Origin of the sequence: Acinetobacter nosocomialis NIPH 2119, from assembly GCF_000368085.1 — a bacterium.
Lineage (GTDB): Bacteria > Pseudomonadota > Gammaproteobacteria > Pseudomonadales > Moraxellaceae > Acinetobacter > Acinetobacter nosocomialis.
On the sequence record NZ_KB849239.1, the window covers coordinates 3675601 to 3698093 of the forward strand.

General features: G+C 39.4%; 21 protein-coding genes and 1 riboswitch. Of the genes, 10 read left to right on the plus strand and 11 right to left on the minus strand.

Features of this window, described 5'->3' with window-relative positions:
- The first annotated feature begins 3 nt into the window (after positions 1 to 3).
- Entirely contained in the window at positions 4 to 1467 is a 1464-nt protein-coding gene (locus F984_RS21130) for a phospholipase D family protein (protein WP_004711967.1), read from the plus strand.
- 314 nt (positions 1468 to 1781) lie between these two features.
- On the opposite strand, the gene F984_RS21135 is transcribed toward F984_RS21130, so the two are convergent.
- A complete protein-coding gene (locus F984_RS21135; RefSeq protein ID WP_004711969.1) occupies positions 1782 to 2228 on the minus strand; it encodes a hypothetical protein in 447 nt (148 codons plus the stop codon).
- Between the two features lie 163 nt (positions 2229 to 2391).
- Here F984_RS21135 and F984_RS21140 point away from each other — a divergent pair, with 163 nt between their 5' ends.
- A complete protein-coding gene (locus F984_RS21140; protein WP_002051261.1) occupies positions 2392 to 2766 on the plus strand; it encodes an RcnB family protein in 375 nt (124 codons plus the stop codon).
- Between the two features lie 44 nt (positions 2767 to 2810).
- On the opposite strand, the gene F984_RS21145 is transcribed toward F984_RS21140, so the two are convergent.
- The 4 genes from F984_RS21145 to F984_RS21160 form a co-directional block, all read right to left on the minus strand.
- Positions 2811 to 3293 carry a phosphate-starvation-inducible protein PsiE gene (locus tag F984_RS21145; protein ID WP_004711971.1) on the minus strand — a complete coding sequence of 161 codons (483 nt, stop codon included), beginning with the start codon at positions 3291 to 3293 and terminating at the stop codon, positions 2811 to 2813.
- A gap of 118 nt (positions 3294 to 3411) precedes the next feature.
- Positions 3412 to 5193, minus strand: a complete 1782-nt coding sequence (locus F984_RS21150; RefSeq protein WP_004711973.1) for an acyl-CoA dehydrogenase C-terminal domain-containing protein — start codon at positions 5191 to 5193, stop codon at positions 3412 to 3414.
- A 167-nt stretch (positions 5194 to 5360) separates the two neighbouring features.
- On the minus strand, positions 5361 to 7163 hold the full coding sequence (locus tag F984_RS21155) for an acyl-CoA dehydrogenase C-terminal domain-containing protein (RefSeq protein ID WP_004711974.1): 1803 nt from the start codon (positions 7161 to 7163) through the stop codon (positions 5361 to 5363).
- A 291-nt stretch (positions 7164 to 7454) separates the two neighbouring features.
- Entirely contained in the window at positions 7455 to 7832 is a 378-nt protein-coding gene (locus tag F984_RS21160; protein ID WP_004711976.1) for a hypothetical protein, read from the minus strand.
- Between the two features lie 131 nt (positions 7833 to 7963).
- Here F984_RS21160 and baeS point away from each other — a divergent pair, with 131 nt between their 5' ends.
- A complete protein-coding gene (baeS, locus tag F984_RS21165; RefSeq protein ID WP_004711979.1) occupies positions 7964 to 9625 on the plus strand; it encodes a sensor histidine kinase efflux regulator BaeS in 1662 nt (553 codons plus the stop codon).
- 19 nt (positions 9626 to 9644) lie between these two features.
- Positions 9645 to 10331: a response regulator gene (locus F984_RS21170; protein WP_002051374.1), complete on the plus strand. Its 687-nt coding sequence runs from the start codon at positions 9645 to 9647 to the stop codon at positions 10329 to 10331.
- Between the two features lie 63 nt (positions 10332 to 10394).
- Here F984_RS21170 and F984_RS21175 read toward each other — a convergent pair whose 3' ends face one another.
- Entirely contained in the window at positions 10395 to 11837 is a 1443-nt protein-coding gene (locus F984_RS21175) for a protein adenylyltransferase SelO (protein ID WP_004711981.1), read from the minus strand.
- A 113-nt stretch (positions 11838 to 11950) separates the two neighbouring features.
- Positions 11951 to 13123 (minus strand): acyl-CoA desaturase, encoded by a 1173-nt coding sequence (locus F984_RS21180; RefSeq protein WP_002051241.1) that lies wholly within the window; start codon positions 13121 to 13123, stop codon positions 11951 to 11953.
- 208 nt (positions 13124 to 13331) lie between these two features.
- Here F984_RS21180 and F984_RS21185 point away from each other — a divergent pair, with 208 nt between their 5' ends.
- On the plus strand, positions 13332 to 13862 hold the full coding sequence (locus F984_RS21185; RefSeq protein WP_002051369.1) for an META domain-containing protein: 531 nt from the start codon (positions 13332 to 13334) through the stop codon (positions 13860 to 13862).
- Between the two features lie 27 nt (positions 13863 to 13889).
- On the opposite strand, the gene F984_RS21190 is transcribed toward F984_RS21185, so the two are convergent.
- The 3 genes from F984_RS21190 to F984_RS21200 form a co-directional block, all read right to left on the minus strand.
- On the minus strand, positions 13890 to 14603 hold the full coding sequence (locus F984_RS21190; protein ID WP_004711985.1) for a glycerophosphodiester phosphodiesterase: 714 nt from the start codon (positions 14601 to 14603) through the stop codon (positions 13890 to 13892).
- A gap of 73 nt (positions 14604 to 14676) precedes the next feature.
- Positions 14677 to 15255, minus strand: coding sequence for a cob(I)yrinic acid a,c-diamide adenosyltransferase (locus F984_RS21195; protein WP_002051539.1), 579 nt, complete (start codon positions 15253 to 15255; stop codon positions 14677 to 14679).
- Between the two features lie 96 nt (positions 15256 to 15351).
- Positions 15352 to 17202 carry a TonB-dependent receptor plug domain-containing protein gene (locus F984_RS21200; protein ID WP_080631589.1) on the minus strand — a complete coding sequence of 617 codons (1851 nt, stop codon included), beginning with the start codon at positions 17200 to 17202 and terminating at the stop codon, positions 15352 to 15354.
- Positions 17203 to 17226: 24 nt separating this feature from the next.
- Positions 17227 to 17433, minus strand: a riboswitch (cobalamin riboswitch).
- A 126-nt stretch (positions 17434 to 17559) separates the two neighbouring features.
- Between F984_RS21200 and F984_RS21205 the strand changes: the two genes are divergently transcribed.
- The 5 genes from F984_RS21205 to F984_RS21225 all read left to right on the plus strand — a co-directional run bounded on the left by F984_RS21205 (position 17560) and on the right by F984_RS21225 (position 21579).
- Positions 17560 to 18219: a phosphoribosylanthranilate isomerase gene (locus F984_RS21205; protein WP_004711989.1), complete on the plus strand. Its 660-nt coding sequence runs from the start codon at positions 17560 to 17562 to the stop codon at positions 18217 to 18219.
- On the plus strand, positions 18203 to 19432 hold the full coding sequence (gene trpB / locus F984_RS21210) for a tryptophan synthase subunit beta (RefSeq protein ID WP_004711992.1): 1230 nt from the start codon (positions 18203 to 18205) through the stop codon (positions 19430 to 19432). The genes F984_RS21205 and trpB overlap by 17 nt, the downstream gene beginning before the upstream one ends.
- A 9-nt stretch (positions 19433 to 19441) precedes the next feature.
- Positions 19442 to 19951: a DUF1543 domain-containing protein gene (locus F984_RS21215; RefSeq protein WP_004711993.1), complete on the plus strand. Its 510-nt coding sequence runs from the start codon at positions 19442 to 19444 to the stop codon at positions 19949 to 19951.
- A 152-nt stretch (positions 19952 to 20103) separates the two neighbouring features.
- Positions 20104 to 20316 carry a hypothetical protein gene (locus F984_RS21220; RefSeq protein WP_002051387.1) on the plus strand — a complete coding sequence of 71 codons (213 nt, stop codon included), beginning with the start codon at positions 20104 to 20106 and terminating at the stop codon, positions 20314 to 20316.
- A 267-nt stretch (positions 20317 to 20583) separates the two neighbouring features.
- Positions 20584 to 21579 (plus strand): DUF2804 domain-containing protein, encoded by a 996-nt coding sequence (locus tag F984_RS21225; protein ID WP_004711995.1) that lies wholly within the window; start codon positions 20584 to 20586, stop codon positions 21577 to 21579.
- Positions 21580 to 21587: 8 nt separating this feature from the next.
- Here the strand turns inward: F984_RS21225 and F984_RS21230 are convergent, their stop codons facing one another.
- The gene (locus F984_RS21230; RefSeq protein ID WP_004711998.1) at positions 21588 to 22463 is read right to left on the minus strand and encodes a metal-dependent hydrolase; all 876 of its coding nucleotides are present in this window, start codon (positions 22461 to 22463) and stop codon (positions 21588 to 21590) included.
- Positions 22464 to 22493 lie beyond the last annotated feature (30 nt).

Consider the following 22493-nt stretch of genomic DNA (forward strand, 5'->3'; position numbering starts at 1 on the left):
TTTATGCGTATTTTTCAGCGAATTCATCAAAAAATAAATTGGTCAGGGCGTCGTTATATGGCGGTATTACTTTGCGTTGTTGCTATTGCATATATTGCATCGGCAATTTACCACACAGTAAAACCATTACCACAGGGCATTAACTTTAGTGGCAAGCTTAGACATGCCGATGTCAAATTTTTAGCAGATAAAACTTATCTGGATGCCAATGGTCAACAGAAGCTTGATCAACATATTTTTGATGAAATTTTAAAAATGATTGATGAGGCAAAGACTACTATTGTGGTCGATATGTTTTTATTTAATTCAGAGGTGGGTGATTCAAAAATAAAGCAAAGACCATTGATGCAGGAACTTACTAATGCGTTGATTAGTAAAAAAAGACAAAACCGTCAAATCCAGATTGTATTAATTACTGACCCGATTAACTCAGTTTATGGCGGTTTAAGTCCGGAGCATTATCGGCAATTACGACAAGCCGGTGTTGATGTTATCGAAACGAATCTGGCACCTTTACGTGCTTCAAATCCACTTTGGTCTGGTTTTTGGTATATTTGTTGCCAAAATATCGGAAATAATCCAGACAAAGGTTGGTTACCCAATCCTTTTGGTAATGAAAAAATTACATTACGCAGTTATCTGAACCTATTTAATTTTAAAGCGAATCACCGTAAAACCTTGGTTGTTGATACTGACGCTGGTTGGAAATCATTGGTCACCTCAGCAAATCCACACGATGGTAGTTCGAGACACTCTAATGTGGCGTTGGTTGTAACAGGAGCCACAGCTACTGATATTCTTCAAACAGAAGCTGCTGTTGCGCAGATGTCTGGAAGTAGCTCACCATCACTCATTTTAGGTGACTTCGAAAAAGATATAACCAAGCCTCAGGTTCAAGTGTTAACTGAGGGCGCAATCTATGAATCTGTACTGAAACTAATTAATTCGGCTAAACCCAAAGAACATCTCGATCTAAGTATGTTCTATCTATCTGAACGCAAGATTATTCAAGCTCTAAAAAATGCACAAGCACGAGGGGTTATGGTTCGGGTTCTGCTTGATCCAAATAAAGATGCATTTGGAAGACAAAAGAATGGTATTCCAAACCGTCAGGTTGCTTCAGAACTACATACTGCTGGTATACCAATTCGCTGGTGTGACACGCATGGTGAACAGAACCATAGCAAAATGATTGTGAAATATAACGACCAGCAAGCTGAGTTGATTGTAGGTTCTGCCAATTTCACTGCTCGTAATTTAAAAAATTACAACCTTGAAACGGATATGTTGGTTATAGGCAAAGTTCAAGATCAAGTTTTTAAAGATGCTCAGGATTACTTCAATACTTCTTGGTCAAATCTACAAGGTAGACAGATGAGCGTCGATTATGCGAAGTATGCAGACGAGTCTAAAGTGAAGTATTGGATTTATCGCTTTATGGAATGGTCAGGGTTATCGACTTTTTAATCACTACCTTTGGAGTTTTCCAAAAAATGCCGTGTGCCTAGAGTCATCCACAACCTGAGCGAGGGAAAGCAAACATCGTTTGCTTCGAGCGCAAGACAAACAAAGTGCGTAGTTCAAACTCAAGCATAGCTTTCGCCTTGCGGTACGGCAAAGATTATTAATCTTTGCTATTCGCACCTCAGGTTTTGTGGATGACAAATGCTTTTGGTTACTTTGGGCAAAACCAAAGTAACGAATTAGCTACTACAAGTAGAACTTAAAGCGGTAAGACCCCGTCGTGCTAATTAAAAATAGAGAATAAAACTTGAAATATTTTAAGGTGTTGGCGGAATCAATTGATCCAAAGCCTTATCATCTAACTTTTCTATTTCACTCAAATCAGTCTTAATCTTCCACTGCGATTCATCATCTACCGGATTAGGTAAACGTGCTTCAAGCCAATCACATACGGCATCAGGGTTAAATTCAGGATGATTACATTGAATAATCCATGACAAAAAGTCTTTTGCTTCGCCATTCATATAAGGCGGTGGTGACACTGGAAAAAATAACGTAGGCAGACGTTCATTCGTCGATAGATAGTTTAAAACATGGCCGAGTTCTTGCACGGTTTGCCATGCAAGTGGGTGTTCTACATCAATACTGAACTTAAACCACCAAGCGTGTTCGCCATCTGCTCCATGCGCCATAATACGGGCTTCTTGTACACTTGGAACTTTGCAGAAAAATTGATGAAGACGTTCAAAACTGATTTCAGACACAGCAATTGACCTAGCTTAGAAAATGCTAATGGTAGCACAGATACAGATTCTTCATATTTTCTTTATAGTCATTACAAACAATATCAATCAAGCCTGTTTTATTCATGGTTTCTCCTTGACTCTCTTTTAATCTAGCTCTATATCAAGACAAAAGGGATGCACCATGAAAAAGCCAATCGTTCTTGTACTTTCAACTTTAATGTTGGGTATGTCTGCTACTGCGATGGCGGATTCAAATAATCGCTGGGATAACTATCACGGTAAAGACTATCGACATTATGAACAGCGCTACGATCATCGTTATGATCGACGCGATGACCATAGACCACCGGTTTGGTCAAATGCAAACCGTGGCCATGAATATGTTGTGTTCAAGCGAGGGGAGCGTATTCCTGTAGAATACCGTGATAACCGTTATTTTGTTTCGGACTGGCGTGCCCATCGTTTATATGAACCACCACGTGGATATCACTGGGTGAAAACACCGAATCAATATTTATTAGTTGATTCACATCACCAAGTTTATCGTGTGCGTTAAAACTAAAATATAAAAATGAAAAGGCCTCAATATTGAGGCCTTTTTTATGCTAATTCGTCATCTTGTGGTTGAGGAGTTTTTAAAGAGTTGGATGTTTTTGAATGCTTTTCTTTCATTACAGATGGGTAGTGCCAAGAAGCAAAACGAACCACTAAAATTGAAATCGCTAAAATTAAAATTGAACCAGTAATAATCACTTGATCGATATCTGCTTTATGGTCATGTTGAATATCTGAAATCAGTAAACGCGTTAAGGCTGTAATCGCCACATAAATAAGAAAACGTACAGGCATATGATTGGTTTTAAAATAAATACCGACCATTGCGCCGAGTTCCAGATAAATAAATAACAATAAGATGTCATCGATTGAAGCATACTTTTTGACAGTTAAAATTTCATAAACTGTATGTGCTGCTGACCATGCCACCATACAACCGATAATGAATAAAGCCAAATAATGAAAAGCTTCAACGGCATAGTGACCAAACCGGTCGAGCGTTCTTTCAAACTTTTTCGGATCAGGCATAGTAAAATCTTTTTAATATGAGTATGCCTAGAAAATAAACAAATTTTATGCCAATAGAAATAGTAAATACAAAATAAAAAACGCCTGATTACTCAGGCGTTTTTTATAAAAATCTTAATTATGCTTGGTTTGTAAAGTAGTCTTCACTAAAGCCCATAATTAATTCTGAACCAGCTTTGATTTTAGCAATACGTGCATCAATATCTGGCAAGATACGTTCAACAAAGTATTGAGCTAAAGCAAGTTTGTTTTGGTAGAAATCACCAGATTTATCTTTAGCAGCAGCTGCAATTTTTGCAAACATATAAGAGAAGCTGAGTAAGCCAACTGCATGTAAGTAATCAACAGCAGCAGCATTTGGGAAATCTACATTTTCAGCAGCTTGTTCAATAATAAACTGAGTGATTGCTTCAATTTCAGTTGCAGCATCTAAAGTTGCATCTTTAATGAAGTTCAAATCGGTGTCTAAATCATTTGCAAAGTCACGGATTTCTGTAATGTATTCAGCAATGAATGCACCGCCACATTTAATAGTTTTACGACCAATTAAATCTTGAGATTGAACGCCGTTGGTACCTTCGTAGATTTGCGCAATACGAAGATCACGAATACATTGTTCCATACCCCATTCACGAATATATCCATGACCACCAAATACCATCTGAGCATCTAAAGTTGCTTGGAATGCGGTATCTGTAAGGTAAGCTTTTGCGATTGGTGTTAAAAGCGCAACGCGATCATTCGCTTTTTTCACAGCTTCTGCATCAGTTGAGAACTTAGTGATATCTAGCTGTTGACCTACATAGACTGCAAATGCACGAGAAGCTTCGTTGTTTGCACGTACATTTAACAACATACGACGTACATCACCATGTACTAAAATGCTATCAGCAGGCTTGCTTGGTGATTGGACACCAGCTGCACTACGGCCTTGTAAACGGTCAGTCGCATATTGAGCAGCATTTTGATAAGCAAATTCAGAAGCACCTAAACCTTGAATACCCATTGATAAACGTTCGTAGTTCATCATAACGAACATCGCAGCAAGACCTTCGTTTTCTTTACCAACGAGGTAACCTTTTGCGCCATCAAAGTTCATTACACAAGTAGCAGAGGCTTTGATTCCCATTTTATGTTCAATAGAACCTGGGCCAACATGGTTGCGGTCACCTAAAGAACCATCTTCTTTTACAAGGTATTTCGGTACGATAAATAGCGAGATACCACGTGAACCAGCAGGAGCATCTGGAGTTTTAGCAAGTACCAAGTGAATGATGTTTTCTGCTAAATCGTTGTCACCGCCAGTGATGAAGATTTTAGTACCTGTAATGTTATAAGTACCGTCTTCATTACGTTCTGCTTTAGTTTTAATAATACCTAAGTCAGTACCTGCATGTGGTTCAGTCAAACACATGGTACCTGACCATTCACCGGAATAAATCTTAGGTAAATAAGTTTCTTTTTGCTCTTGAGAAGCATAGCTACTTAAAGCCATACCAGCACCTACTGAAAGAAGCGGGTAGAGCATGAAAGATGGGTTTGTCGCAAATAACATTTCATCGGCAAGAACGGTCAGCATTTTTGGCATGCCTTGACCACCCCATTCTTCATCTGCGCCTAAGCCAATCCAACCACCTTCTGCATATTGACGAAATGCATCTTTAAAGCCAGTAGGCGTAAAGACTTCGCCGTTTTCATAGCGAGCGCCTTCTTCATCACCAGTACGGTTTAATGGATGAGTCACGTTCTGAGCAAATTTAGCCATTTCTTCTAAAATTGCTTCAGCTGTTGCAGCATCTACATGAGCGAGTTTCTCATTAGACTGCCAAAATTGTTCTGCTTTAAATACATCATTTAAGATGAATTTCATATCAGCTAAAGGAGCATTGTAAATTGGCATAATCGTTCACCTTTTTTATGCACATCAACTTGTGCTAGATATCCTGTAAAACGAAATGGATATTGAATTTAAAGTCTAAATTTATCACTGATCTTATAAAAAAAGGACCGTCAAAACTGAGCAGTCCTTTTTTAGTTTTTAACATTGCATATCGCAACTAACTATGGTTAGAAAGCGAAATGTTCAGCATCTAATGACATCAATGGGTCTAAACCACCAGCAATAACGTCTACGTGAGAACGTACGCGTGGCAAGATTTTCTTGAAGTAGAAGCGAGCAGTCGTAACTTTCGCGTTATAGAAATCAACGTCAGTTGTACCTTCTGCTAATTTCTCTTGTGCTACAAGCGCCATACGAGCCCATAGATAAGCTAAAGTCACGTAACCAGCGAAGTAGAGGTAATCTACAGCAGCAGCGCCCACTTCATCCGGATTTTGCATTGCACGCATACCGATTTGCATAGTGAGGTCGCCCCATTCTTTGTTAAGCGCAGCAAGTGGCTCAACAAATTCTTTCATGGCAGCATTGTCTTTATTTGCTTCTACAAACTTGTGAACAATCTTAGTGAAATCACGAAGCATTGCACCTTGAGTTTGTAAAACTTTACGGCCTAATAAGTCTAGTGCTTGAATTTCAGTTGTACCTTCATACAAGCAGGCAATACGTGTATCACGTACGATTTGTTCCATGCCATGCTCAGAAATAAAGCCATGACCACCGAAGACTTGAACACCGTGCTTAGCAGACTCAGAACCTGTTTCAGTTAAGAATGCTTTTGCAATTGGAGTCAATAAAGACAAGATGTTGTCAGCAAACTTACGCTCTTCTTCAGTTTCGCCTTTTTCAACGATATCTGCATATTGAGCAAGTAAGTAAACAAGTGCACGACCGCCTTCAGCAAATGCTTTTTGAGTTAAAAGCATGTTGCGAACAGCAGGGTGAACAATAATTGGATCTGCTTCTTTTTCTGGAGCTTTAGGACCAGAAAGTGAACGCATTGCTAAACGCTCTTTCGCGTAAGCTAAAGCACCTTGGAAAGATGACTCAGATGCAGATAAACCTTGAACCGCAGTACCAATACGTGCTGTGTTCATGAAGGTGAACATACAGTTCAAACCACGGTTTTCAGGTCCGATCAAGTAACCTTTAGCTTGGTCAAAGTTAATGACACAAGTTGCGTTACCATGGATACCCATTTTGTGTTCAATAGAACCACAACGTACTGCATTACGCTCGCCAATCGTTCCGTCTGCATTGACATTGAACTTAGGAACGATAAATAACGAAATACCTTTAGTCCCTTTTGGTGCACCTGGAAGGCGAGCAAGAACGATATGGATAATGTTTTCAGCCATATCATGTTCACCAGCAGAGATAAAGATTTTCTCGCCAGAGATTGCATAGCTACCATCTGCATTTGGTTCTGCTTTAGTACGGATAATACCTAAGTCTGAACCTGCATGAGATTCAGTTAAACACATCGTACCTGTCCAAACACCTGAAACAAGGTTTGGTAAGTAAGTATTTTTTTGTTCATCAGAACCATGATGTTCTAATGTACGTACTGCTCCGTGAGACAAGCCAGGGTACATACCCCATGCCCAGTTAGAGCTACCTACCATTTCTGAAATTGCGATACCTAAAGAGTTAGGTAAACCTTGACCGCCGTATTGTTCTTCTGCTGATAAAGACGGGAAGCCAAGTTCGATGTATTTTTGATAAGCTTCTTTAAAGCCTGTTGGTGTAGTAACAACACCATCATTCCAAGTACAACCTTCGCGGTCGCCAACTTGGTTTAAAGGAGAAAGTTCATTTTCACAGAAGTCTGCCGCAGCTTCTAAATATTGATCAACCAATTCACGGCTTACGTTACCTTGAAAGTCAGGTAATTTTGCATAGTGTTCTTCAGCATTTAATAATTCATGCAAAACAAATTGCATATCACGTAAGGGCGCTTTGTATTGTGGCATATCGGGTTCCTCAATACTGGTGAAACCAGAGTTATAATCCTAATCTACGATAATGTGCCATAAGAGGCACCTTGAACCATTACATCGTGCAACAACTTGCATAACTGTACAAGCACCTCAGGGCCTTTACTTTGTGACTGCAAAGTCAAGAAAAAAATACTTGAACTATGTAAGTGCTTTGAGTGTAAACACTTTTGGTGAAGTTTAGATGAGACAAATAGTCAAAATCGTAAGTAGTTATGTACACAAAAAAGGCGCCGATAGGCGCCTTTTATTGCGGTATTTTTAAAATTATTTTGCTTGTGGTGCTACTGGAGCAGGAGCATTCATTGGTGGTTGAGGACGCTTTGGTTCGAAACGAAGATTACAAGTCCCTTCAAGTGTTCTATCTCCAACTTGGACATTTACAGCTTGACCATTTGCCTTGCCTTCACATGCTTTTTGAATCTGTTCAAAACGAGCTTGACGTTCTGCGCGGTGCTGTTCCCACGCTGCTTTTTGCTCAGGTGTAAATTCACGATGTTTCATGCGGTGATGACCATCACGTGGACCATCTTTCATCATATGATGGTCTGAATTAGGCGTTTGAGGGTTTGATTGACAAGCTGCCAAACTGCCCATAGTTACAATTGCTGCACTGAATAATGCGATTTTAGCCGTCATTTTCATGTTTAAAGCCCTTTAATGTTTGTTTTAAGATGACTTAAAGATTAGATAATAAAGATGAAGAAACAATGGAGAGTTTTTCTTTTCGTTGTTGGTTACAATGCAAAATATAGGATAAAAATGAGAGAGTGCTTTTGAACGTTCTACGTGTTCCCATTGCATTGCGGCTATTTTTAACGGTCTTGCTTACCACGCTGTTAATTGCAACTGCAAGTTTGAGTGTTCTGCACTGGACCATGCAAAAGAACTTTGCCAAATATGTGGCCGATGTTGAAATGCAAAAGCTAGATCGGCTCATGACGAATCTTGGAAATGTTTATAACGTTTATCATGATTGGGGAAACGCGATTCAGGCCCAAATCTTACAAATTGAAGGAACAGCCGCTCCAGATGATTACGATCGTCTTTCACAGTGGTGGTTAAGACGCCAATATGACATTGCCATTCAGCAGCATTCTTTTGATGAACACACTCTCATTAATGTTTCTCCAGATGGTGCATCTCCAAATAAAAATTCTATTTTTAGCGATGAAGAGTTACGCACACTAGAAAAAAACTTACCTTCTGAATATCAACCATTTGAAGGTTTAAAATTCCCGTTAAGTGCTAACCAGTTTCGTCCACGTGATGACAATAAAAACAAGTCAAAAAGAGGAAGTCTCAAAGATATTGAGACACAAAATGGTAAGAAGCGCTTTATTGCTTTACCAGACCGTTTAGGCTTAAGTTCTCGTTTATCCTTATATGATGCCAAACATCAGTTTGTAGTGGGTGAACCGCCATCTTCAGATCAAATGTCGTACCGTCCCATCATCGTCAACAATGAGGTGGTAGGGTACTTAGGACTAAAACCAGTCCTAGATAAAGAAGATGCTTTAAGTATTAATTTCTTTAGTAATCAAAAGCGTTATTTACTTTTAATTTATGCCTTAACATTGCTGTCGAGTTTAGTTGCAGCACTTTTAATGGCAACTTATTTTAAAAAGCCAATTCAGCGTTTATTAAATGCAACAAATGAATTAACTAAAGGTAATTATCAGCATCAAGTTGTGATTAAACGAAATGATGAACTAGGTGACTTATCAACTCAACTAAATCATTTAGCCGAGATTTTACATCAACATGAAGAATCACGACGTCAATGGGTTGCAGATACATCTCATGAGTTAAAAACACCATTAGCTGTATTGCAAGCGCAAATCGAGGCAATGCAAGATGGTATTCGAAAGGCGACTCCTGAACATCTCGATGCCATGATGCGACAAGTTTCAAGCTTAAAGAAACTCACTCAAGATCTTGCAGACTTGGCACAGGCCGATGCCCAGCAACTTAAATGCTATTTAAGTTCGGTCAACCCTTGGGATGTTGTACTGCAAGAAGTCGAAAATTTCAGACCTAAACTCGAACAGGCAGCGCTGGAAATTGAGGTGGAAGGTGAGGGCGTTCCATTATTATTAGACCGTGATCGCTTTAAACAAATTATTGTTAATTTAATTAGTAATAGTATTCGTTATACCGAAACAGGTGGAAAGATTCATATTCATACAAGTCAAACGTCTCAGGAGTGGACTTTATATGTCGATGACAGTCCGTTTGGTTTAAGTGATGAGCAATTATCACGTTTAGGTGAACGTTTTTATCGTGTAGATGATTCGCGCACGCGTAGTACAGGTGGAACAGGACTAGGCTTAGCTTTATCTTGTAAAATTGCGCAAGCGCTTGGTGGTACACTAAGTTTTGAACACTCACCATTAGGTGGTTTACGTTGTGTACTTACCTTTAAAAAGCAGAGTTAAATAAAAGGAAAAATGGCCCATGAAACATGTAATGTTGGTTGAAGATGAAGTCGAGTTAGCGCATCTAGTGCGTGATTATCTTGAGGCTGCTGGTTTCGAAGTAAGCATGTTTCATGATGGTCAAGATGCTTATACGAGCTTTCAACAACGTAAACCTAATTTAATGATTCTGGACTTAATGGTTCCAAGAATGGATGGTTTAACGATTTGCCGTAAGGTACGTGAACAGTCAGACTTACCAATTATTATGGTAACTGCACGTACTGAAGAAATTGACCGTGTTTTAGGGCTAAATATGGGAGCAGATGATTATGTGTGCAAACCTTTTAGTCCAAAAGAGTTAGTTGCCCGTGTACAAGCAGTTTTACGCCGTTTGGAACGTAAGGCTGAGCCAGAACAAAATGATTCGTTCCGCATCGATAAAGCCCAACAAAGAATTTGGTATCAACAAAAATCTTTAAGTCTAACGCCGACAGAATTTCGCCTACTTGAGCTATTTTTAGAACATGTGGGGCAAGTTTATTCACGTGCACAATTATTAGACCATATTAATCCGGATAGCTTTGATGTTGCTGACCGAGTTATTGATAGCCATATTAAAAACTTGCGTCGAAAAATCACGGAAGTGGCGGAAACTGGTAACCGTCATGAGTGGATTCAAGCTGTTTACGGTGTAGGGTATCGCTTCGAATATCCTGAAGAATAATTGCTTAGAAAAGTTATTCTGTGGATAACCACAATGTTATCCACAGAAAATGTGGATAAAAAATTAAGACGAACAGCTCACCGCTACATCAGGTACATCGCTTGGCAATGGCCCTAAGTCTTCAGGTTTTTCCAAATCTGGTTGTCTTGTATAAGGATGATTGAGTAACTTAAACAAACGGTCTACTTCACTAAAATCATCTCGCTCCGCTGCTTCAATCGCTCGCTGTGCCATATGATTACGTAAAATATAAATCGGATTTGCTTCTTGCATGTTCGCATCAAGTTCATCGGTATCTTGATGTTCACGAATATTTTCGTATTGCGTAAGGAAAGCATCAAATTGTCGAATATCAAGGCAATCATCACGTAAAACCTTATATTCTTTATTTTGAAGGCGAATAAAGCTTTGAGTGTAATCAAGCTGCTCTGTTTGCAAAATACGTAAAAAGCTTAAGCCGCATTCAGTACTGTCTTTATGAAAATGAGGAAGCCCCATTTTTTTGCATAACCCAGTGGTGTAATGCTCAATAAAAGTGGGTTCAAATTCTTCTAGACAAGCGGCCAACGTTTCTTTGAATTGCTCCTTTTGCTCAGGCTCAGCAAGTGGAATGAGATTATTTAACCAAGTCCATAAATTCCAGTGCGCAATACTCGGTTGGTTTTGATAGGTATAACGTCCTTGGTAATCAGAATGGTTGTTAATCCAGTTTGGACGGAAACGTTCCATAAAACCGTATGGGCCAAAATCGAGTGTAGAGCCCGTAATATTCAAGTTATCGGTATTCATCACACCGTGAGCAAAACCGACCAGCTGCCATTTAGCAATCATAATGGCTGTATTTCTAATCACAGCTTTAGCAAAAGCTAAAATAGGCTGTTCTTCTTGTTGGCATTCTGGATAGTGCCATTCAATGCATTTTTGAGTGAACTCAGCTAATAACTCTGGTGCATATTGATTGATCCATTCAAAATGCCCTAAACGAATATGACATTCAGATGTCCTAAGCAACATTGCACCGGGTTCTAGTTTTTCACGTTGTACACCTTGGTTAGAGCTTGTAAAACCTACTGCATGACTCGAGGCGACTCCTAGAGCATTTAAGGCATGACCTGCTAAATATTCGCGAATAACTGAACGTAAAACTGCTCGGCCATCTCCCATGCGTGAATAAGGGGTAGGGCCTGCACCCTTCAAATGCAAATCGATGGTTTGACCTTTTTTATTCAGAATTTGTCCAATGAGTAAACCGCGTCCGTCGCCTAGCTGACCTGCCCATTGTCCAAATTGATGGCCTGCATAAACCATTGCCAAAGGTGGAAACTCTGGGAAAGTCCGCTGACCACTACAGATCTCAACCCATGCTTTTTTTTCTTCATCTGTCCATTGTAATTCTTCGGCTAAAGCTAGATTAAAGTGTCCAGCCTTTGCACCGCGAAGAGGGGAAGGCTGCTGTATATGAAAAAGCTTAGAATTGAGTGATGAATAAAGTGGATTAAATTGCATAGGCTGGACTAAATATTTGAGGCGAACTTCACTATACCATAGTTAAAAACGAGCCAAAAAAATAGCGCCTGCAAAGCATGGCTTTACAGGCGCTATTTCGAACTAGAGACGTATTAGTCTGGTACGACGTTTGTGTTCTTTTTAATGTTGCGCATTAAAGTTTCTAGACACTCACGGTGATGACTCAAACGATGTTCAAGCAATTGGAAATCAACTTTTAACTTATGATCCATTTTATGAATCTTTTCAGCCATTGCTGCTTTCTTTGCTTGTAACTCTTGTTCTTTGAGTTTCGCCCAGTCATTTAAAGTATGCGTAAATGCTTCATATTCTTGAGCAATACGTTGCTTCATTTGACTAATGTCGGCATTTACATCGTGACCATAAATCGCAAGATCCTGTTCAGCATATTTAAACTTCATTGCCAATTCTGCTTTTTTAATATTAAAGCTTGGAATACGACGCAGGTTTTTTGCTAAACCAATCTTAGAACATGTCCAAATTAGCCATTTAGTTGGGTCATATTGCCACCATTTCACACCATTACGATAATCGTATTGGAAAATATGGTGATAGTTGTGATAACCCTCGCCCCATGTTGCAATCGCTAACCAGAAGTTATCGCGTGCTGAGTTTTCATCGGTATAAGGACGTTTACCAAACATATGGCAAAGAGAGTTAATGAAGAAAGTTACTTGATGGCTAATGATTAAACGTACTAAACCACCGAGAAGAACAACTCCCCATAAATCGCCAGTTGCCCAGCCGACTAAACCTAAAATACCAACGTGAACTGCTACGACAAGTAAAGCATAGTATTTATGCTGGAACATCACCAGTTTGTCATTGAGTAAATCAGGCGCATTTTTAAAGTCTGGCTCAGATGGAGAATGATCGCGAATCATCCACCCCATATGGGCATACCAGAATCCACGTTCAATTGAATATGGATCTTCATCTACATCGTCAACATGGCGATGGTGGGTACGGTGACCAGATGCCCAAAACAGAATACTGTTTTGTACAGCAAATGTGCCGCCAATCATTAAAAGAATTTTAAGAGGTAACGACGCTTCATAAGCACGATGTGCCCAAAGACGGTGATAACCAGCAGTAATCCCCATGCTACTTAAAGCTAAAAGAAAAAATAAGCTTACCCATGCGCTTACACTAAAATCATAATAATACGCGTAAATCGGGATTATGATTGCAGCAAGAATTGGTAAACCAATTAAGGTAATGCTAGCGGTCCAGTTAATTGGGGCCTTGAGTGGGGCGGAAGTCATATCCGGCAGCGCTCCTAGAAACCTTGTCATACAAGGTAAAAAGACAAAACGACATAGCAAAACCAATCATCAAGATTTATTGCTATTTTGCACACCATATTAGCACGTGCATAGTGAGAATCACTAACATTATTGTACAGATGTATCGAAAGAACCGTAACAGAATTAAACCATGCTTGGCAACATTTCAGATAGGAGAAGTTGTGTAATGAAAATACAGCGATTGAGAAAAAAGAATAGCATTGATATTGCAGGAAAATTGCCATTGAAATGTCTTTTCATCGCAATCAGCCTTGTATTGGCAGCATGTCAAAGCGCGCCGCAACAAAATGTTCAAAAAGGCCATGTAAAACCCATACACCATGCACAAACTCCGGTAGTTAAAAAGAAAGTGAGCCCGGAAGGTGTTCAAGATATTGATTGGCAAATCACTCAGATTAATGGTCATAAGGCAAAATTCTTTAACCAATGGCCGACTCTTTCACTGAACTCAGCAGTCAAAACTGTAACTGGCCATACCGGATGTAACCGTATTTTTGGACGATACACATTTGATTTCAACCAAAAGAAACTTGATATGGAAGTTAATGCGGGACATTCAAGTTGTGATGGTGCTTTGGCTCAAGAAGCAGAACTAGTTGATTCCTTACAACGTATTCAACGCTTCCAGTTGGTAGGTAATACCCTATATTTACTTGATCAGAATGGACAACGCCTGATTCAGGCCGAGAAAAAATAAAAGGTGGTTAATACCACCTTTTTTCATTTAAAGTGTTTCGAGCATTGTTGTAGGAATATCTGTAATTAAGCCCTGAATATCTAAATCACGGAGCTTCTTCGCTCTTTCTACATCATTTACTGTCCAGACACTAATGTTTAAACCTGCTTGGTGAGACAATTGAATCATTTCATCTGTAGCAAGCTGGTCATACCAACCAATATGACAGCAACCAAATTGATGAGCGAGTTCAATCGCTGTAGCTCCAACCGGAAGTTCAACTAACAAACCGCGTTTAAATTGAGAGTTGATATCACGTAAGGCAGTTAGAATTTGAAGATCGAAACTTGTAATAGTCACGACTTTTTCATACCCCTGTAATTCAGACTCAAGCTTTTGAACTAACTTTTCTGCAAATGCCATATCTCTGACAGCTTTAACCTCAACTTCAATATGATCAAAGTTATCAAGTAAATTTAAAACGCCTGTAAGAGTAGGGGTTGGCTCTGAATTTGGCCAATTGGGCCAGTTTTGTCGATGATCAAATGATAAAGCTTGAGCCAAAGTGGATTGCTCAACAATTTGGTTGACTCCAGCTGTACGTAAAAAATTATCATCATGAATAACGACCAGTTCTTGGTCCTGAAGCTGGCGAATATCAAATTCGACACCACGAATACCTAAATTTTTTATGTGCTGAAAACCGCCTAATGTATTTTCAGGGGCTTCTCGGCGTGCACCACGATGACCAATAATGCGCATAATTTTCTTCTATTCAGTTATTGTTGGTTATGGTCTCTTCAAAAGCAGAGACCATACTTAAATTAGTCTATTTTTAAATAATCTCATTAATATTTTTTTGCCAAAGCACTTCTTGTCCACCTTCTGCACGTTGTAAAGCACGAGATGCGACAAATAACCAGTCAGATAGGCGGTTTAAAAGTTGGAGTGCTGTGGCTTGAATATTTTGGTCACGAGTCTGTACCGACATAAGTGATCGTTCTGCACGACGGCAAACAGCACGCGCTTGATGAGCGTAACTGCAAGATAAAGAGCCAGATGGCAGAATAAACTCTTTCAGCATAGGCAAATCTTCATTCATACGATCAATTTCTTTTTCCAGAAATTCAATACAAATGGGCTGAAGCAAATTGTAATTGGGAATACAAACTTCGCCGCCTAAATCGAAAAGCCAATGTTGGATCAAGCTCAGGCTTTTGTCCCATTCTGCTTTATTAGTCACTTGGCTGGCTGTGATTTGTGCACGCAGTACACCAATAATGGCGTTCAATTCATCGACATCACCAAGTGCCGCAATTCGTAAATCATCTTTGGCAACACGAGAGCCATCGCCTAAACCTGTGGTACCTGAATCGCCTGTGCGTGTATAGATTTTGCTTAAACGGTGTCCCATGATGGATATCCTGAACATAAAAAAGGGGATAATGTCGGTCAGAACATTACCCCGAAACTGGAGTTAAGAAAATATTTTTATAATGAGGGTGAAAAATTAATAGCGGAAAGTTACACCAACAGAAGCTTGGCGGCCTGTATTAACATACCAGTCATTTGAAGGATATGTATTTAATACTTCACGATATTGAACATCACCTACGTTTTGAATATTGGTAAATAATTTTACGTTAGGAATAACGTTCCAATAAGCATTTAAATCTACTGTTGCGTAACCTGGTACTCGCATAGAGTTCGTAGAATCTGCATAAGATTTAGCTCTAGCGATTAACGAAGCACTAATTCCATACACTGCATTTTCTAGACCAGTGCTTACAGTGAGAGTCTGGCGAGGGCGATAAGCAATTTCTGTATTGTCTTTTTCATTTTCTGTTTTTACGTAAGCATATTCAGTAGATAAGAACAGATCATCTTGATGCCACTTTACTCCAGCTTCGCCACCAGTAAAGTTCGCCTTAGCTATATTTGTATTAGTGCCTGCATTGTAGGCAATAAGATCTTTAATTTTTGTATGATAAACAGAAAAATTAGTACTCACATTGGAAGTAAGATCATAGTTCACACCCATTTCATAAGAAGTACTTTTTTCTGGCGCTAAGTTTTCATTACCCCCCCATTGTGAATATAGTTCATTCAAGGTCGGAGCCCTGAAAGCACTACCGATATTTGCATATACACTAGCATTAGGTAAGAAGTGATAACGGATAGCACCTTGTCCAACAGTATGAGTACCAAAGCGCTGGTTATCTTCTAAACGAACGCCAACTTGGGTGTCAAAAAGATCATTCTTTAGTTGATGCTGTAAATAATATCCCGTGCTATTTACACTCTTATCTGAGTTAAGAATGGTATTACTTTTATAATTTGCATCGTTATATGTTGCACCAACCAAAATGTTCTGATTTGGAGTAAATTTCCATTTCAGGTTTAGATCGCTTTCATTGTTTTCAGTATTGTAATATGAGTCGTAAGCAGGAACATTTTGTTTATCTTGGACATTTGCATAGTGTGCATTGATGATGAGATCAGGCAAAATATTATAAGCAACTTTTGTGTTGATAACTCGATTTTCGAATAGACGCTGTGCTGTGTTGGTTATGTAATCATTACTGAAAATATTAGTGCCTTTATTTTCACTAATTGAAGCAGAAGCATCTATTAAGTTTTCTTGAAAGAAGCCCACTTTAGCGTGATAACCTTTTTGATCATATCCAGCCTTTTCATTTTCTGGTTGGCTTTCAAAAATACGTGTTCCATCACTTTCTAAGCGCTGTCCGCCTAGTTGCGCATAGAAACCTTGATCACTTACAAGATTGGCATTAACAATAGTCTTATAGGTATTATTTTCACCATAAATACCCGTTAGCTCAGCACCTGTTTTCTCAGGTTTTTTAGAAATTAACTGAACTACACCGCCAATAGCATCACTTCCATACTGAACTGATGCTGGACCTTTTAATATTTCAATTTGTTGAACATCTGTTGTATCTAAAAATGCGGGATATAGTGGACCAAGTTCATTTTGACTATTTAAACGAGCGCCATCTTTAAGAACCAATGTATGAACTGATTTAGTACCACGAAGCGAAATTTCAGAAATCTGACCTAGACCACCGCTTTGTTTTACATAGATGGATGGGTCACGTTGAATAATATCTGAAACGTTTAATAATGGATTCTGCTCAATGGTTTTTTCATCAATCACGGAAATACGAGCCGGAACTTCACTTGCTTTTTCAGCACTTTTAGAAGCAGTTACCACAATTGGATCAAGCTGAGTTGCGTTTATTGTATCTTCAGCAAAAATAATAGGCGAACACCCCATCGCAATAGCGATAGCACCTACCAGACGAGTAGGTTGAAAAGACTTAGACATAACATGCTCCATACATTCACCCCACGTGAATGATCGGGTAGATAGATGAAACAAGCAGGTCTCCGGACTTCAGCGCCATAATTCATTTATGGACATATTCACCTTCCCACATCACTGCAGTGGTGTAAGTCGATCTCGACTTAAAAAATATGCTTTACATTGTTACCGTTGCGGGGGCAGTGCCGGACTTTCACCAGCTTCCCTAAAGCATCAATTGCTTACACTTGCTTCCATTTGAACGCAGTATAAAGTGCTGAATTGCTTCCTACAATGTCATTTCGAGCAATTCCCGGAGAACTTTTACGCAAGGGACTAAAATTGCATTACAATGACACTTATTTTAAAAAATGGTTGTAGTTTAGGCAGATCATGAGCCCATCAAACCAAAAGCGTACTCGAGCAAAAATTTGTGGAATTACTCGTAAGCAAGATGTTCAAGCAGTGGTCACAGCTGGAGCAGATGCGATAGGTTTTGTTTTTTTTCCGCCAAGTCCACGAAACGTAACAGTTGAACAGGCAGAAGAATTGGCAAAACTTATTCCACCTTATGTACAAATGGTTGGTTTGTTTGTTAATGCAAGTGCCACTGAAATTCAGGATGTACTTGATTGTGTTCCCCTAGATGTATTACAACTACATGGCGATGAAACTCCAGAACAATGCCAAGACATCGCTCGCCATTGTAAACGTCGTTGGTATAAAGCAATTCAGGTTAAACCTGATCTGGATGTAGTTGCTGAAATTCAAAAATATCAGGCAGCTGGTGCCAGTGCTGTATTGCTCGATGCATGGCATCCTGAGCTTAAAGGGGGCACAGGACATCAGTTTGACTGGTCTAAATTCCCGAAACTTGATATTCCATTAATTTTGGCAGGTGGTTTAACCCCTGACAATGTCATTGACGCTATTCATACTACCGGTGCTTTTGCAGTAGATGTGAGCGGAGGCGTAGAGTCCGCAAAAGGTATAAAAGACCAACAACTCATTGAAAGATTTATGCAAGGAGTCCAACGTGGATCAGCAAAATAATGTGATTGACTATACCCAATTCCCAGATGCAAATGGGCATTTCGGTATCCATGGCGGACGTTTTGTGTCAGAAACTTTAATGGCGGCATTAGAAGATTTAGAAAATCTCTATTCCCGCATGAAAAATGATGAACAGTTTCTGGCAGAATTCGACCGTGACCTCGCCTACTATGTAGGTCGTCCTAGTCCACTTTATTATGCTGAGCGATGGTCAAAAGAGTTAGGTGGTGCGCAGATTTACCTTAAACGTGAAGACTTGAACCATACAGGCTCACACAAGGTAAACAACACGATTGGTCAAGCACTACTTGCAAAGCTTTCTGGTAAAAAACGTATTATTGCCGAGACAGGTGCAGGCCAGCATGGCGTGGCAACAGCAACAATTGCAGCACGTTTAGGTCTTGAGTGTGTTGTATATATGGGTGCTGAAGACGTTAAACGTCAAGCCATGAACGTTTACCGTATGCGTTTGTTGGGTGCAACAGTTGTACCTGTACAAAGTGGCTCTAAAACGCTTAAAGATGCCATGAATGAAGCAATGCGTGACTGGGTAACTAACGTTGATACGACTTACTATGTCATTGGTACAGTTGCAGGTCCGCATCCTTATCCTCAACTCGTTCGTGATTTCCAGTCGATTATTGGCCGTGAAGCACGTAAACAGATTTTGGAGCAAGCAGGTCGCTTACCAGATGCATTAGTTGCATGTGTAGGTGGTGGTTCAAATGCAATGGGCTTGTTCTATCCGTTCTTAAACGATGCCAATGTGAAAATGTATGGTGTTGAGGCTGCTGGCTTCGGTATTGAAACTGGTAAACACTCCGCGCCTTTAAATGCAGGTCATGTGGGCGTATTGCATGGTAACCGTACTTACCTCATGAGTGATGCACAAGGCCAAATTATCGAGACACATAGTATCTCGGCAGGTTTGGACTATCCGGGTGTGGGTCCTGAACATAGCTTCTTAAAAGATATGAAGCGCGTTGAATACGTGCCAATTAATGATACTGAGGCGCTGCAAGGTTTCCGTGACTTAACCAAAATTGAAGGGATTATTCCTGCGCTTGAAAGCTCACATGCTATGGCATATGTATCTAAGCTTGCACCAACCATGTCTAAAGATCAGATTATTATTGCGACTGTTTCAGGCCGTGGCGATAAAGATTTAATGACAGTTGCACGCATTGATGGCGTAGAAATGGTTGAGATGTAAGAGGAAAAAATGCCAAGTTTGTTTATGGTAATGTTGGGTGGCCGTCATGCGCGTGCCAATACAGAAGTCCATGACATCGTTATGGCTGTAGGGGATACTTTAGAAGAAGTTTACCCTCAACTTAAACAGGCTTGGTTTGGTGAGGCTCAAGGGTTGCATATCGATGCTTGGGCCAAGCTTTCAGGGGTTAGCTCTCAAGGGCAGAACTATCAAATCCAGTTTACCGATGCAGCCCCATCAGCTTCAGATCTAAAGTTATATTTGATTAATCTGGGTGGATATACACCCCAAGCTTTTGGTGAGTTGCATAGTTATCATTTGGTTGTTGCACCTGATGGGGTAAGTGCAAAACAATTAGGTAAACAGTTTATAGATCAAGAGTGGCATAAACCACACACTGACCGTGTAGTGGATATTGATGATTGTATTCCTATTGACCATATTGCGGGTCGTTATATACAGTTAGTGCAAGGTGAGTTCAATCCAACACGTTGGGAAAATACTTATTTACTTCTTTAACTGTTCTTAAAAAAAGCTTAAAGGCAAAAATAAAATATAAAAAGTTGCTGATCTCATGTATAGCTCGCTCAAATCGCAACTTTTTTGTACCACTATTTACAATTCATCTGCTTAGACTAGAAGCTCAACATAAGCTCTTTGGAGTAATCAAAATGGGTCTTCTAGATGAAGTAGGTAAAATTGCTGGTGCAATTATCGCGGAACAAGGCGTCGATAAATTAGATCCAGATGCAGGTTTTCTAGAAAAAGCAGCTGGTGCTTTTGCTGGCTATGAAGCAGCAAAAATCGCTGAGAAAAAATTGGAAAATCAGGACAGTAACGAGCAAGAATCAGAGCCAGAACAGGCAAGTGACGATGATGCTTAACTTTTAGAAATTGAATTACACTTAAATCGAGAGTTGAATTTGATTTTGTTGATGGAGTGGGTCATAGCTACTGAAATAGACCCTCAAAGAGTTTAAGTTATCGTATATAGATTTAAGTGAATATCAGAAAAAAGAGCATATCAATATGCTCTTTTTTTATGGCTAAATAAAAGTCATTTGAAGACCAAAACAGATAAGTAGCCAACTGGTCAGTGATCAGTCTATTATTAGTCAATAGATGAACAGGAAATCAACGGATAATAAATAATGGATTTAATTCAAGAAAATGGACAGCCTCGTTATGGGCGTTTTGAATCTGTACCGTCGACTATTCATGTACAACGTTATATCTATAAAACGCCTTATGGTAAGGTTTTAAAGGGCTGGCGTAAGCAATTAAAGTATAAAAAATTTAAATTCTGTGGCATTCAGCATAAACACTACAGTATTGGTCTAGCTATTGCAGATATTGGTTGGGTTGGACATGGTTTTTTCTATATTTTTGATCATGAAACAGGACAAGTCATTGAGTGGAACGCCATTCAACCTTTAGGTCATAAAACTCATCTTGATGAACAGCCATTATTTAATCAAAGTTATTTTTCTAAATCGCCTTATCAACTAGATATTCAACATGCTAATGGTGTGCGATATATTCGGGTGACTAAATATGGGGAAATTTGCCTGAGTGCCCGTATTTTTTGTGCTGGAACAGATATTTTAAGTTTGTGTACCCCAACAGGTATCAATGGTTGGACCTATACCCAAAAGCAGACTACTTTAGCTGTAGAGGGAATGTTCATGAATAAACAGAATCAACTTATACAATTTGATGAAAAGACATTTGCATCGCTTGATGATACTTGTGGATTTTTACGTCCCGAGACAGCATGGTTCTGGCTTTCATGTAATTTTTGGGATGAACAGGGGCGACGTATTGGGTTGAATTTGGCTTCTGGGGTCAATGAAAGTTTTGGTAATGAAAACTGTTTATGGGTAAATGGGGTTTTATTTCCACTCACTGATGTTTTGTTCGAAAAAATAAATAATGAAAAATGGAAAATTAGCTCTTTAGATCGAAAACTTAATCTAGAAGTGCATATTGGTTGGTGCCGATACGAAAATATAAATTTAAGAATGATTGGCAGTCAATTCAACCAGTGGCAGGCTAAAATTACTGGCACTATTGAACATGAAGCAATTGATACGATTACTTGTAATGAGCAATACGGTCTATTAGAACAACATTATGCAAAATGGTAACAAGCAGGTTATAAACCTGCTTGCCAAAATGCCTCACCCGCTGCGATAGGGTCATTTGTTTTTTCTAAAGTCTCAATCCAAACAGGGTACTGACGAATAACTGGATGTTGGCTTGGGTGAAAATCTTTTTTAAACCAGTCCAGATATTGCTTTTTCATAGCCGTTAATGTGCCATTTCTGCCAAAGAACCAAGGTAAACCTTTGAGTGTCATCGATAACCTTTCTTTAGGGCTAAACCCATCACATTTCAACATGATGTTGGTTCTATAGAGGGTAAAACCAAACATGAGTACAGTTGTTAAAACAAGTACAAAGCGACGGGTTGACTCTGGAACTTCACCCACCTGTCTCATGACATCAAATGCCACATCACGATGCTCCATTTCTTCGATAGCATGCCATGCAAATAATGCGCGAACGTAAGGATGAGCATTTTCCAAGGTTTTTTTATTGTTATAAAAGGTTTCTGCCATTAATGCTGTTAAATGTTCAGCCGCGGCCGTCATTGCAATATTGTATTGTGGTGAACGTTTGGTGAGCTCAAAACGGAAAATTTTTTTAAGTGTGCTTGTGAACTCATCCACAGGCATACCTTGTTCTTTCATGAGCTGATTCATTTTGTCATGGGCAATACCATGTTGAGCTTCTTGTTTAATAAAATCTGCAACTCGCTTTTGTAGTTCCGGATCATCAATTTTGTCACGGAACATTCGCACACATTCAATGAAGTAACGCTCTCCGTCGGGAAAGGTTAAGCTGAGTGCATCAAACATGCGAGTCAAAAAAGGATCGTTATTAAACCAAAAGCGTGGTGCTTCGTTTAAATGAAAATCTAGATCTTTGCGAACCACTGGCTCGACCTGATAAGAAACATGTGCGTTCATCTTTGTATTTCTCGCAACTAAGCTTTTCAT

Excerpts from the sequence above, each read along its gene's own strand:
- F984_RS21130 (WP_004711967.1), top strand. The coding sequence starts at position 4 with ATGCGTATTTTTCAGCGAATTCATCAAAAAATAAATTGGTCAGGGCGT.
- F984_RS21140 (WP_002051261.1), top strand. The coding sequence starts at position 2,392 with ATGAAAAAGCCAATCGTTCTTGTACTTTCAACTTTAATGTTGGGTATG.
- F984_RS21145 (WP_004711971.1), bottom strand. The coding sequence starts at position 3,293 with ATGCCTGATCCGAAAAAGTTTGAAAGAACGCTCGACCGGTTTGGTCAC.
- F984_RS21150 (WP_004711973.1), bottom strand. The coding sequence starts at position 5,193 with ATGCCAATTTACAATGCTCCTTTAGCTGATATGAAATTCATCTTAAAT.
- F984_RS21155 (WP_004711974.1), bottom strand. The coding sequence starts at position 7,163 with ATGCCACAATACAAAGCGCCCTTACGTGATATGCAATTTGTTTTGCAT.
- F984_RS21160 (WP_004711976.1), bottom strand. The coding sequence starts at position 7,832 with ATGAAAATGACGGCTAAAATCGCATTATTCAGTGCAGCAATTGTAACT.
- F984_RS21170 (WP_002051374.1), top strand. The coding sequence starts at position 9,645 with ATGAAACATGTAATGTTGGTTGAAGATGAAGTCGAGTTAGCGCATCTA.
- F984_RS21175 (WP_004711981.1), bottom strand. The coding sequence starts at position 11,837 with ATGCAATTTAATCCACTTTATTCATCACTCAATTCTAAGCTTTTTCAT.
- F984_RS21180 (WP_002051241.1), bottom strand. The coding sequence starts at position 13,123 with ATGACTTCCGCCCCACTCAAGGCCCCAATTAACTGGACCGCTAGCATT.
- F984_RS21185 (WP_002051369.1), top strand. The coding sequence starts at position 13,332 with ATGAAAATACAGCGATTGAGAAAAAAGAATAGCATTGATATTGCAGGA.
- F984_RS21190 (WP_004711985.1), bottom strand. The coding sequence starts at position 14,603 with ATGCGCATTATTGGTCATCGTGGTGCACGCCGAGAAGCCCCTGAAAAT.
- F984_RS21195 (WP_002051539.1), bottom strand. The coding sequence starts at position 15,255 with ATGGGACACCGTTTAAGCAAAATCTATACACGCACAGGCGATTCAGGT.
- F984_RS21200 (WP_080631589.1), bottom strand. The coding sequence starts at position 17,202 with ATGGAGCATGTTATGTCTAAGTCTTTTCAACCTACTCGTCTGGTAGGT.
- F984_RS21205 (WP_004711989.1), top strand. The coding sequence starts at position 17,560 with ATGAGCCCATCAAACCAAAAGCGTACTCGAGCAAAAATTTGTGGAATT.
- F984_RS21215 (WP_004711993.1), top strand. The coding sequence starts at position 19,442 with ATGCCAAGTTTGTTTATGGTAATGTTGGGTGGCCGTCATGCGCGTGCC.
- F984_RS21220 (WP_002051387.1), top strand. The coding sequence starts at position 20,104 with ATGGGTCTTCTAGATGAAGTAGGTAAAATTGCTGGTGCAATTATCGCG.
- F984_RS21225 (WP_004711995.1), top strand. The coding sequence starts at position 20,584 with ATGGATTTAATTCAAGAAAATGGACAGCCTCGTTATGGGCGTTTTGAA.
- F984_RS21230 (WP_004711998.1), bottom strand. The coding sequence starts at position 22,463 with ATGAACGCACATGTTTCTTATCAGGTCGAGCCAGTGGTTCGCAAAGAT.